Origin of the sequence: Bacillus sp. EB01 (genome assembly GCF_000613125.1) — a bacterium.
Classification (GTDB): Bacteria; Bacillota; Bacilli; order Bacillales; family Cytobacillaceae; genus Bacillus_D.
This window is the reverse complement of the sequence record NZ_HG964497.1, coordinates 1,653,083-1,665,135: the sequence shown is the minus strand read 5'-3', so window position 1 is coordinate 1,665,135 and position 12,053 is coordinate 1,653,083. Positions and strand designations below refer to the sequence as shown.

8 protein-coding genes are annotated in these 12,053 nt (G+C 43.6%); 7 read left to right on the top strand and 1 reads right to left on the bottom strand.

What is annotated here, in order from left to right; all coding sequences use genetic code 11:
• Nucleotides 1-157 precede the first annotated feature (157 nt).
• The 4 genes from TY16_RS07355 to TY16_RS07340 all read left to right on the top strand — a co-directional run bounded on the left by TY16_RS07355 (nucleotide 158) and on the right by TY16_RS07340 (nucleotide 8,480).
• The gene (locus TY16_RS07355) at nucleotides 158-2,551 is read left to right on the top strand and encodes an ATP-binding protein (RefSeq protein WP_043931182.1); all 2,394 of its coding nucleotides are present in this window, start codon (nucleotides 158-160) and stop codon (nucleotides 2,549-2,551) included.
• A 338-nt stretch (nucleotides 2,552-2,889) separates the two neighbouring features.
• Nucleotides 2,890-5,259 (top strand): 3-hydroxyacyl-CoA dehydrogenase/enoyl-CoA hydratase family protein, encoded by a 2,370-nt coding sequence (locus TY16_RS07350; RefSeq protein WP_197028463.1) that lies wholly within the window; start codon nucleotides 2,890-2,892, stop codon nucleotides 5,257-5,259.
• Between the two features lie 144 nt (nucleotides 5,260-5,403).
• Nucleotides 5,404-6,579 (top strand): acetyl-CoA C-acetyltransferase, encoded by a 1,176-nt coding sequence (locus tag TY16_RS07345; RefSeq protein WP_043931179.1) that lies wholly within the window; start codon nucleotides 5,404-5,406, stop codon nucleotides 6,577-6,579.
• 116 nt (nucleotides 6,580-6,695) lie between these two features.
• Complete coding sequence (locus TY16_RS07340) at nucleotides 6,696-8,480, top strand: acyl-CoA dehydrogenase family protein (protein ID WP_043931178.1); 1,785 nt, start codon at nucleotides 6,696-6,698, stop codon at nucleotides 8,478-8,480.
• A gap of 45 nt (nucleotides 8,481-8,525) precedes the next feature.
• Here TY16_RS07340 and TY16_RS07335 read toward each other — a convergent pair whose 3' ends face one another.
• Nucleotides 8,526-9,338 (bottom strand): SGNH/GDSL hydrolase family protein, encoded by an 813-nt coding sequence (locus TY16_RS07335; RefSeq protein ID WP_052342637.1) that lies wholly within the window; start codon nucleotides 9,336-9,338, stop codon nucleotides 8,526-8,528.
• A 228-nt stretch (nucleotides 9,339-9,566) separates the two neighbouring features.
• On the opposite strand from TY16_RS07335, the gene TY16_RS07330 reads away from it, so the two are divergent.
• The 3 genes from TY16_RS07330 to TY16_RS07320 all read left to right on the top strand — a co-directional run bounded on the left by TY16_RS07330 (nucleotide 9,567) and on the right by TY16_RS07320 (nucleotide 11,842).
• Nucleotides 9,567-10,286 (top strand): YveK family protein, encoded by a 720-nt coding sequence (locus TY16_RS07330; protein WP_043931177.1) that lies wholly within the window; start codon nucleotides 9,567-9,569, stop codon nucleotides 10,284-10,286.
• 11 nt (nucleotides 10,287-10,297) lie between these two features.
• Nucleotides 10,298-10,987, top strand: coding sequence for a CpsD/CapB family tyrosine-protein kinase (locus tag TY16_RS07325; protein WP_043931175.1), 690 nt, complete (start codon nucleotides 10,298-10,300; stop codon nucleotides 10,985-10,987).
• Nucleotides 10,988-11,077: 90 nt separating this feature from the next.
• Entirely contained in the window at nucleotides 11,078-11,842 is a 765-nt protein-coding gene (locus tag TY16_RS07320; protein WP_043931174.1) for a tyrosine-protein phosphatase, read from the top strand.
• Nucleotides 11,843-12,053: the final 211 nt, after the last annotated feature.

Here is a 12,053-nt window from a genome sequence, read left to right as displayed (position 1 = left end):
AATTAGCTCCAAGGGTTAAGTCCCAACTGATATCGAAGTAACATGCTGTAAGTAAGGAAATAAACACACTTACTTGAGTACTACAACATCCATCACTAGACATCATCTCAGAGTTATAAATGTATTTATTATAATTTTTAAGGGGGATAGTTATCGTATGATAAAACCACAGTTTCCAATAGAGAGCCTAATTGAAAAACCTAGAGCCACACGGAAATTTACTGATAGAGAGAAACCAAGGGATTCTTTTTGGAAGGTAATAAATTATAAAACAGATCATTTGGAAAAATATATTGTTCTTAATTTCTATGGTGTTGGAGGAATTGGAAAGAGTCGTCTTCGTGAAGAATTAGAACAAATTATCGTAAATCATACTGAGCATTATCATTGTACACTTAATTTTGAAACTAAAAAATTTCGTGAGCAAGGTGCAGCAATGATTCATTTATGTACTGAGTTAAGAAAGACAGCTGATATAGAGTTCAAGAATTTTGCAATGGCATATGCTATTTACTGGAAGAAACTGCAACCACTTGTTCCAATAAATGAAGGTTCTGGATTATCTTCTATCTTGGAGGATGGAGACTTTTTAGCTGAGGTGATTTCAGTAATTGAGGATGCCCCAGTGGTTGGTTGGATAGGAAAGTCACTTAAATTTGCAAGTTCTACTTGGAATAAATATTTAAAAGACTGGTGGAATAGAAGTGGGAACAAAATTGCAGAAAGTCTCGATAGCAAAACCCCAACTGAAATAGAAAAATATTTACCTGGTTTTTTTGCCCAAGACATTAAAGAATATATTAAGCACTCTACTACTACAGTGGTTATTTTTATTGATACATATGAGGCGCTTTGGGAAGATAATAGAGAAACTGGCAGTTTCCACAAGAGGGATGAATGGGTTCGTGAACTTATTGCTAATCTCCCAGAGGTTATATGGGTAATACTCGGCAGAGAAAAACTGAATTGGGAGGATATCAATAAGGGTTGGAAGGACGTATTGGATCCGCATCTTTTAGATAATTTATCTAATAAAGATATGGAATCTTTTTTAGAATCCTGTGATATAAAAGATACCAATATACAAACATATATTATGGAAAGCAGCTTAGGTGTTCCTTTTTACTTAGATTTAGCTGTAGACATTTACAATGAAGTGAGCCCTGTTAGGGAGTTGACACAAGATGATTTTCCGGTAAATGATGAGCGGTTGAGAGAAAGATTCCTGCGATATTTAAATACAAATGAAAAAGAAACCTTAAAGATGCTTGCAGTTCCAAGATACTGGGATTTATCCCTCTTTGAAAAATTAGTAGTAGAATTTCATACTCAATATCCTATTACCGCGTACAATAATTTATTTCGTTTTTCCTTTATCAATGATGTATCAAACAAACCTAACACATGGACCATGCATAATTTGATGCGTGAAGTGTTAGTGAATGAACTAAAAACAGAATCACCTGAACTTTTAAAACGAGCAAATAAAATAGTGTTCGAGTATTTTAGCAACCAATTAATGTCTTTAGAAAAGATGGACAACCTCGAATTATTTATTGAATCTTTTTATTTTGGTAAAAGAGCACTAAACAGTAGAGAATTTGATAACTGGCAATATCAAATTTTTTCCCGGCTTTTCCCTGATAATGATAAGAGAATTTTCATTTCTAGAGATAGAGAAATGGATCAATTACTTAACTTTATCCAGCGAGAAGAAAAAGTGATTGTAAATGTATATGGTCCTGGAGGGATTGGAAAAACAGCTTTCTCTTACAAATGCTTGGACATTCTAGAAAGTAATAATTATATAACTACAAGGTTTACAAATTTTGATTATAGTAATCCTAAAAGTATTTTAATCAAGATTGCACATGAGTTATCAAGTAAATATGGAGCGAACTTTACCAACTTTAATAAATTGCTAGAGGCAAATAATAAAAATACTTTCCCTTCCGCAAAAATATGGGGGGAAGACTTTTCATTGTGGATTGACCAAGCACCTAGAGATGGTTCAAAGCACGATTTTACTGCCAATTTAAATGAAATAGTAGATGACATTCTATCGATGTGGATTAGTGAATTTAATAAATTTGCTATTATGCAATTAAAGTTAATTTTTCTTTTGGATGACAACGAATTTATAAGTAAAGAAGGGATGGAATTTATCAAAAGGCTAATAAAAAAACTAGATAACGTTAGCTGGATTCTGTCGGGACGCAAATCAGTATTGGAGTTGGAAGAAACAGGCTTATATACATCTTCAATTGAATTATCCGGATTTTCCGAGATGGAAATGAAAAATTACTTTACCTCACTGGGCTCCCTAGGAGGAGGCTTTGTTTTACAACGAATAATGGATTGTATTGAAAATTTGGTTCAAACTTTAAACATACCACGTACAGGATTTCTTTTTCAGTTAGTTTTAGAGTATTATTTTAAATCTATCGCAAACAATGGCCAGGAACCTGACGTAAACGAAATGAGGGCAACAATTGACAACTGCATTCGTGTTAGGAATGGAAGAGGACCAGTAGAAGGGATAGAGGCGTAGTAAGTTATAAGATTAAAAATGTTAAAAAAGGAGATTCTTCTTCGGAACAATCTCCTTTCTTGATAACACATTTTATTGGTATGGATTCTAAGGTTATTTATTCACCACGTCAGGCCTTAAATGTTAAAATTTATACGATATTGAACTTAAATGTTGCACCAATTTTCTAAATATTTTATTATTAGAAGTAAAGAGGCTCAATCATCCAACAGGGCAAAATTTTTTTGCTCAGAAAATGAATGAGCATTCATTCAACGACTCAACGACCAACCATTAACCAACTCAACGACCATCGAGTCAACGAATCAATGAACGCAAAGAAGGGGGAGACAAATGTGATTCAATCGATTAGAAAAGCTGCCGTGCTTGGCTCTGGCGTCATGGGCTCAGGGATCGCCGCACACCTCGCGAACATCGGCATCCCGACACTTGTCCTCGACATCGTCCCAAGAGAACTGACCGCCGCAGAACAGACAAAGGGACTCACACTCGAAGACAAACAAGTCCGCAACCGGATCGCCACCGAGTCGCTCCAAAAGCTGCTCAAGCAAAAGCCGGCACCACTCACAGTCAAAGAAAACTTGAACCTCATCGAAGCAGGCAACCTTGAGGACGACATCCAGCGCATCAAAGATGTCGACTGGATCATCGAAGTCGTCACTGAGAACCTCACCTTAAAAAAGCAAGTATTTGAAAAAGTCGACCAGTACCGTAAAACAGGCAGCATCGTCTCATCCAACACTTCCGGCATCTCGGTCGAAGCAATGGCGGAAGGGCGCAGCGAGGATTTCCAGAAACACTTCCTAGGCACCCACTTCTTCAACCCGCCAAGATACCTAAAATTGCTCGAAGTCATCCCAACCCAGCACACCGACCCCGAAGTACTCAGCTTCATGAAAACCTTCGGTGAAGACGTGCTCGGCAAAGGCGTTGTCGTTGCGAAAGACACGCCAAACTTCATCGCCAACCGAATCGGCACCTACGGCCTGCTCGTCACACTGAGGGAAATGCTGAAAGGCGGCTACTCCGTCGGCGAAGTTGATTCCATTACAGGTCCGCTAATCGGCCGTCCGAAATCGGCAACCTTCCGTACACTTGACGTTGTCGGACTCGACACCTTTGTCCATGTAGCCAAAAACGTCTGGGATGGGGCAGTAGGCGAAGAAAAGGAAGTCTTCACAGTACCGGCATTTATGAACGAGATGCTGAAGAACGGCTGGCTTGGCAGCAAATCCGGCCAGGGCTTCTTCCTGAAGCAAGGTAAGGAAATCCTTGAACTGGATCCAGCAACACTCACATACGGACCGCGTAAGCAGCTGAAAACCGCGGCAACAGAAATGGCAAAACAAGAAAAAGGCACAGCGAATAAATTGAAAGCGCTTGTATACGCAAACGACCGCGCCGGTGAACTGCTCTGGAACATCTTCAGTCCGGTTCTCATCTACTCAGCGGACCTGCTCGGCACCATTGCCGATGACATTCCGTCCATCGACCGCGCGATGAAGTGGGGCTTCGGCTGGGAACAGGGGCCATTCGAAACATGGGATGCAATCGGCCTTGAAAAATCTGTTGCGAAAATGCAGGAAGAGGGCCGCACAGTTCCTGGCTGGATCTACGATATGCTCGCAGCTGGCCGCACAAGCTTCTATAAAGAAAACACCTACTACGACAACGGCGAATACAAACCGCTCGAAGTCAATCCGAAGGTAATCGACCTGAAAGCAATCAAAAAGGAAAAAGGCGTCATCAAAAAGAACTCCGGCGCAAGCCTGATCGACATCGGCGACGGCGTCCTCCTGCTCGAGTTCCATTCACAGAGCAATGCAATCGGTCCTGACATTCTTCAAATGATCAACTTCGCCATCGACGAAGTTGAAAAGAACTACAAAGGGCTCGTCATCGGCAACCAGGGCAAGAACTTCTGCGTCGGCGCAAACCTGGCGATGATTCTGATGGAAGCCCAGGATGACAACATCTGGGATCTCGACATGGTCGTCAAGATGTTCCAGAACACCATGATGAAAATCAAATACTCGCCAAAGCCAGTCGTCGCTGCACCATTCCAGATGACACTCGGCGGCGGAGCTGAAGTCTGTCTGCCAGCAGCCCACATCCAGGCAAGCATGGAAACCTACATGGGTCTCGTTGAAGCAGGTGTCGGGCTAATCCCTGGCGGAGGCGGCAACAAGGAGCTTTACATCAAGCACCTCAACTCGCTGCCTAAAGGAGTCGACTTCGACCTCATGAAGGTCGCAGCCAAAGTATTCGAAACCATCGCGACAGCGAAAGTCTCCATGTCCGGAGCCGAAGCACGCGAAAACAACTTCCTGAACTTCGCAGACGGCATCTCGGCAAACAGCGACCACCAGCTCTATGATGCCAAGCAGGCAGCACTTGCCTTGTATGAAGGAGGCTACAAGCCGCCAGTCCGGAAGAAAGTTCCGGTCACAGGTGAAACCGGCTATGCCGCACTCATCCTCGGCGCCCAGGCGATGCAGCTATCCGGCTACATCTCCGAGCACGACATGAAGATCGCCAAGAAGCTTGCTTACGTCATCGCAGGAGGAAAAGTTCCATTCGGTACCGAAGTCGACGAACAATATCTCCTCGACCTCGAACGCGAAGCCTTCCTAAGCCTCGTTGCCGAGCCAAAATCCCAGCAGCGCATGCAGCATATGCTAGTCAAAGGCAAACCATTAAGGAACTAAGAGTTTAAAGCCCCTTTTGGAAAAAGCGGTCGACGCTCGATGTTGGGTAATTCATATCTACGCACAACCATTCGGCGGACGGGTACCTACCGGTACCCAAACCCGCCTACTCATAGAACACTAGACCGAAAGAGAGGGAAACCAATGAGAGAAGCGGTGATTGTTGCCGGAGCGCGCACCCCAGTCGGGAAGGCGAAAAAAGGTTCGCTTGCCGGGGTCCGTCCCGACGACCTTGGTGCGCTCGTTATCAAGGAAACGTTGAAACGCGCCGGCAATTACGAAGGAAATATAGATGACGTCATTATCGGCTGTGCAATGCCGGAGGCTGAACAGGGCCTAAACATGGCGCGCAACATCGCGGGCCTTGCCGGGCTGCCATATGAAGTACCGGCGATTACCATCAACCGCTATTGCTCATCCGGATTGCAGGCCATCGCCTATGCAGCGGAGCGGATCATGATTGGCCACGCTGACACCGTGTTAGCTGGGGGCGCCGAATCGATGAGCATGGTGCCGATGATGGGACACGTAACCCGCCCGAATATCAAACTTGCAGAAACAGCTCCGCAATATTACATGAGTATGGGCCATACAGCCGAAGAAGTAGCAAGGAGATTCGGCATCTCTCGTGAGGACCAGGATGCCTTTGCCGTTCGCAGCCACGAACGTGCAGCACGCGCCATTCAGGAAGGTAAATTCAGAGACGAAATCGTTCCTGTCGATGTTACGATCCGCTCGGTCGGTGCCGACAACAAACTAAAGGAAAAGTCCTTCCAGTTCTCTGAAGACGAAGGTGTCCGTGTTGGTACAAATATGGAGACACTCGCGAAACTTCGCCCGGCTTTCTCTGTCACAGGATCTGTTACAGCCGGAAACGCCTCACAAACAAGCGACGGTGCAGCAGCTGTCATGGTGATGGAGCGCGAAAAAGCCGAATCGCTTGGGCTAAAGCCACTGGCAAAATTCCGCTCATTCGCAGTCGGTGGAGTGCCGCCTGAAATCATGGGTGTCGGGCCTGTCGTTGCGATTCCAAAGGCATTGAAGTTAGCTGGCCTTGAAGTAAGCGACATTTCACTATTTGAGCTCAACGAAGCTTTTGCTTCCCAGGCAATCCAGATCGTCCGTGAACTTGGCCTTGATGAGGAAAAAGTCAATGTCAACGGTGGTGCAATTGCCCTAGGACACCCGCTTGGCTGTACAGGTGCAAAGCTAACCCTGTCCCTAATTCACGAACTGAAGCGCCGTAATGAACAGTTCGGTGTTGTCACGATGTGTATCGGCGGCGGTATGGGGGCTGCCGGTGTATTTGAACTTCTATAACCGTTCTACCGTTCTATATAAAGCGTATCCAACTTATATAATAGAAGAAACTCGTCGAATAAGTGAAAAATAAGTCGAAAAATGTCGATTTTTTATAATGAAATGGAGGAATCATAATGACCAATACGCTTGATCAGTCCATCAAAGGCGGCAGCTTTCTAATTGAGGACGTCTCCTATGACCGTGTCTTTACCCCTGAGGATTTTAATGATGAACATAAAATGATAGCTAAAACGACCGAAGAGTACGTAAACAAATCAGTGCTTCCACAAGTAGAAGCGCTTGAAAACCACGAATTCGACAAATCCGTTAAGTTGTTGAAAGAAGCAGGCGAACTCGGCCTGCTTGGCGCGGATGTTCCCGAAGAATATGGCGGCCTTGGCCTTGATAAAGTAAGCTCGGCTGTTATCGCTGAAAAGATGGCCCGTGCCGGCGGCTTCTCGATTTCCCACGGAGCCCATGTAGGAATTGGTTCTCTACCAATAGTCCTCTTCGGTAACGAAGAGCAAAAGCAAAAGTACCTTCCAGACCTCGCAACAGGGGAGAAGCTTGCGGCATACGCACTAACTGAGCCAAGCTCAGGATCCGATGCCCTTGGCGCAAAAACAACTGCAAAATTGAATGCAGCGGGAACTCACTACATCCTCAATGGGGAAAAGCAATGGATCACGAACTCCGCGTTTGCTGATGTCTTTGTAGTTTACGCAAAAATTGATGGCGAGCAGTTCTCCGCCTTCATCGTTGAAAGGGAATTCCCAGGGGTCTCCACTGGTGCCGAAGAGAAGAAGATGGGAATCAAGAGCTCGTCTACTCGTACATTGATTCTTCAGGATGCAGAAGTACCAGTTGAAAACCTGCTAGGTGAAGCTGGTAAAGGCCACGTAATTGCCTTTAACATTCTGAACATCGGTCGTTATAAGCTTGGAGTAGGTGCTAATGGCGGAGCAAAGCGTGCTTTCGAAATCACTGTTCAATACGCAAACCAGCGCCAGCAGTTCAAAACGCCTATTTCTTCTTTCAACTTAACGAAAGAAAAGCTTGCCACGATGGCATCTAAAATCTATGCAACTGAAAGCTCAGTATGGCGTACGGTGGGTCTGTTTGAAGACAGAATGGGCCGCCTTTCTGAGGAAGAAGCAAAAGACGGTCTTCAAGTTGCTAAGTCTATTGCTGAGTATGCAATTGAGTGCTCGATGAACAAAGTATTCGCCACAGAAACACTTGATTATGTAGTTGACGAAGGCGTCCAAATCCATGGCGGCTACGGCTTCATGGCTGAGTATGAGATTGAACGTGCTTACCGTGACTCAAGGATCAATCGTATCTTCGAAGGAACAAACGAGATCAACCGCCTGCTTGTACCGGGTACATTCATCCGTAAAGCTATGAAAGGCGAGCTGCCATTGTTCGAGAAAGCAATGAAGCTCCAGGAAGAGCTCATGATGATGATGCCAGAAGAGCCAGGGGATGCGCCGCTCGAACAGGAGAAGCACCTTGTAACAAATGCCAAGAAGATTGGTCTTCTTGCTGCTGGCCTTGCGGCCCAAAAATTCGGCAAAGCCCTCGAGCAGGAACAAGAAATCTTGGTTAACATAGCCGACATCATCTCGAACGCGTATGCGATGGAATCCGCCGTTCTACGCACTGAAAAGGCCATCGCAAATCAAGGACTTGAGAAAGCCCAGCAGAAGCTTCTTTACACACAAATTTTCTGTCAGGAAGCGTTCAACGAAATCGAGCAGCATGCAAAAGAAACCCTTCTAGCCACAGAAGAAGGAGATGCTCTCCGTATGCTTTTGTCAGCGTTACGGAAGTTCACCCGCCACACACCAATCAATGTTGTGGCCAAGAAACGCCAGGCAGCTGAGAAGCTGATTGAAGCTGAAAAGTTCGTTGTATAATCCAACCATAAAGAAACGGCGTCCCGAAACTCGGGATGCCGTTTTTTACTTCGCTATTAAATAATTCAGGATATAGTTACTCCAAAGCTTGTGACCGGCCTCATTAGGCTGTTTTGTCGTTTGGTCAACGTAGTCATGGATTTCTTCGCTAGTAGGATCAGGCCATGATTCCCAGTGATCGAAATAGACGATCCCATTCTCAGTAGCGTATTTTTCAAGCTCAGCAACCTGAGTTTTGTACATCTTTGGTTTAAAGATGGGATTTGGCGGTTGAAGAATGAATTCTGCTTGTGGGTTGTCAGCCTGAACGTCTTCAATGATAGAAGTGACATTTACAAGCGTATCTTCTATCCGAACATAACCATTGTCACTAAGAAGAAACGGTTCGAAAATAACAAGGTCTGGATTTTGGCCTGAAAGCTGATCCTGCAGATTTCCCCTAACATAATCCATGGTAGTGGAGCTATATTTGGTAATTTCGACCTCAATTACTCCCTCACCATATGCTTCAGTCATGCCTTGCTTGACTAAGGATCCCCAGCCAATGGTTTCGTCGCCAATAGCGTTGGAACCAACAATGACAACCTTAAATGGTCTATTTTCCGATAATGCCTGTTGGAATCCACTCAAGCTCTTTGCGGGCCAATTTTTAGCCAAAGTTAAAAGGGCTTGATCTGGTGAAGCTTTCTCTACTTTAGCATCCTCACTATCATTTGATGACGGACTCTTAGTCTCAGTTTCCTTAGCAACCACAGAGGAATCCCCGTTTTTAATAACATTTTCCTTCCAATGCACATTCCCGAGAATTAATACAGCGGCACAAGCAGTAGCTAATACAATAGATAAGAACACTTTCATATATAAACCTCCAAAACCGTTTAAGTACCCAATCTTCTAACTTAATAAACTTTTAAATTTTTCCATTTCGAAAAAACTCTTTAACTTTTATTACAAATGGGTTACATTATCTAAAGAGCAAAATTTTCCACATTATCACTTAGATTATGACAATATTTTTAATAATTTACAATCATCCTAGTAATATTTTGGAGAAAAAATTAGAATTACATACGTTCGGAGGGGCACATGGAAGAAACAATCAGTTTAAAAGAATTGTTGGCAACACTACGGAAAAGATTAAGTTTAATTGTTATAACAACATTAGCTGCGGTTCTTATTGCTGGAATAGCCAGTTATTTCTTTATGACACCAATTTACCAGGCATCCTCGCAAATTCTTGTTAACCAGGAAAAAAAGGATGCAGTAGCATACAATACCGGTGATATTCAAACGAACCTTCAGTTAATTAATACGTACAAGGGAATCATTGTTGGTCATGCTATTCTTGATTTAGTGATAGACGAAATGAATCTCGATATGTCCTATGAAACATTAAAATCTAAAATATCTGTATCTACTGAGCAAGATTCACAACTTATGAACATTGTCGTTCAGGACGAGGACCCAAAACGGGCAGCAGATATCGCCAATAAAACAGCAGAAACTTTCCAAAAGGAAATTCCTGGAATTATGAGTGTTAATAATGTAAGCATACTTGCAAAAGCAACAGTTCAAGACGGTCAAGCACCTGTGAAGCCGCAACCACTTCTTAATATTGCTATTGCACTAGTCGTTGGTTTGATGGCAGGCGTGGGAATCGCATTCTTGCTGGAGTATTTTGATAACACGATTAAAACTGAGCAAGACGTCGAAAAATTACTGGAGCTTCCTGTCCTAGGTTCCATTCCTGTATTCGATGAACCGACATCCAAACAACAACGCACCGAACGTAAGTCAAGGGCTTAAGGAGGGTTACCATGGCGAAAAAGAAGCTTCTACAAGGAAAAAGAAAACTAATTACTAAGCTTGATCCTAAGTCCCCTATTTCTGAACAGTACCGGACCCTTCGGACAAATATCCAGTTCTCCTCAGTTGATGAGGAAATTAAGAAAATCATGGTCACTTCTTCAGGACCTGGTGAAGGGAAATCAACCACGACTGCAAACCTCGCAGTTGTATTTGCCCAGCAAGGCAAATCTGTCCTGCTAATTGATGCGGATCTCAGGAAGCCTACTGTCCATTATTCGTTTAATTTAACCAATACAATTGGGCTTACAAATGTCCTTTCCCATCAGGTTGAATTGAAAGAAGCAATTAATGAAACAGATGTAAAAGGGCTTTATGTTGTATCAAGCGGGCCGATTCCTCCTAATCCTTCAGAATTGCTTGGCTCTAGGATGATGGACAGCTTCATAAAAGAGGCAGAAGGGAAATTCGATATTGTTTTATTCGATACTCCACCAGTTCTAGCAGTAACGGATGCACAAATCCTTTCAAATAAATGTGATGGCACGATTCTAGTAGTTAGCAGCGAGAAAACTGAGATTGAACAAGCCGTTAAGGCGAAAGAATTGCTTGCTACAGCCCAGGCAAAAGTTCTTGGTGTCGTACTCAACAATAGAAAATTCGAGAAAAACCAGCAATATTACTATTACGGAGTTAAATGACAAGTTTCGACAAATTCACCCCCTTTACTGCATAGTTTGTAACATAGTACTATTAGATAAGGTAATTCAAGATATTGGAAGTGTTGTAAAATGATAGACATACATTGCCACATACTGCCGAAACTTGATGATGGAGCAGCAAACATGGAAGAAGCTCTGCGAATGGCAGCTCAAGCTGTCGAACAAGGAATCGATACCATAATTGCTACTCCACACCATATGAATAGTCGTGATGACAATCCAAGGTCTTTGGTTACGGAAAACGTGCAGAAGTTAAACCGGGTATTCCAAGAGGAAAGCGTAAATTTAACACTCCTTCCAGGCCAAGAGGTCCGGATACACGGGGAACTTCTCGAAGGTATAGAAAACGGGAATATCCAAGGTCTTGGAAATTCAAATTATCTTTTAATAGAATTCCCATCCAACCATGTGCCTCGGTATACAGAAAAATTATTTTTTGATTTGCAGCTGAAAGGGTTCATCCCAATTGTCGCCCATCCAGAGCGAAATCAGCAATTAATCGAGCGCCCCGAGCTTCTCTATAATCTAGTGAAAAATGGGGCCCTTTCACAAATTACCTCTGCAAGTGCAGCTGGCAAATTTGGCAAGAAAATCCGCAAGTTCACACTACAATTAATCGAAGCAAACCTGACACATTTCCTTGCATCTGATGCCCATAACACAACAAGCCGCGGCTTTGTAATGGGTGAAGCATACAACACGATCCAATCCGAGTACGGCATGGACATGGTCTATCTGTTAAAGGAAAACGCGGAACTTCTCCTTGAGGGAAAACAAGTGATCCGCGAAATTCCCGAAATGATTAAACAGAAAAAGTTCCTTGGCCTATTCTGAATCGGATACTAGTATTCTAGCTATTCATTTCAATATCATCGCCAAGTGAATTCTTGGCCGGCGAAGCTATCCTGTCCGTTACACATGGAAGCACTCGGTTATGCAGTGGGAGGGTTACCCCTCCTTAGACGCCAGTCGTCAATTGCGTGATGTGAGGGTGGGTTAGATGCCCATACATATAAAGGCGGACGGTCCTCGTATAGCTTACTGT

What these genes read in the sequence shown, in the direction of transcription:
- TY16_RS07355 (WP_043931182.1), top strand. Translation starts at nt 158, where the DNA reads ATGATAAAACCACAGTTTCCAATAGAGAGCCTAATTGAAAAACCTAGA.
- TY16_RS07345 (WP_043931179.1), top strand. Translation starts at nt 5,404, where the DNA reads ATGAGAGAAGCGGTGATTGTTGCCGGAGCGCGCACCCCAGTCGGGAAG.
- TY16_RS07340 (WP_043931178.1), top strand. Translation starts at nt 6,696, where the DNA reads ATGACCAATACGCTTGATCAGTCCATCAAAGGCGGCAGCTTTCTAATT.
- TY16_RS07335 (WP_052342637.1), bottom strand. Translation starts at nt 9,338, where the DNA reads ATGAAAGTGTTCTTATCTATTGTATTAGCTACTGCTTGTGCCGCTGTA.
- TY16_RS07330 (WP_043931177.1), top strand. Translation starts at nt 9,567, where the DNA reads ATGGAAGAAACAATCAGTTTAAAAGAATTGTTGGCAACACTACGGAAA.
- TY16_RS07325 (WP_043931175.1), top strand. Translation starts at nt 10,298, where the DNA reads ATGGCGAAAAAGAAGCTTCTACAAGGAAAAAGAAAACTAATTACTAAG.
- TY16_RS07320 (WP_043931174.1), top strand. Translation starts at nt 11,078, where the DNA reads ATGATAGACATACATTGCCACATACTGCCGAAACTTGATGATGGAGCA.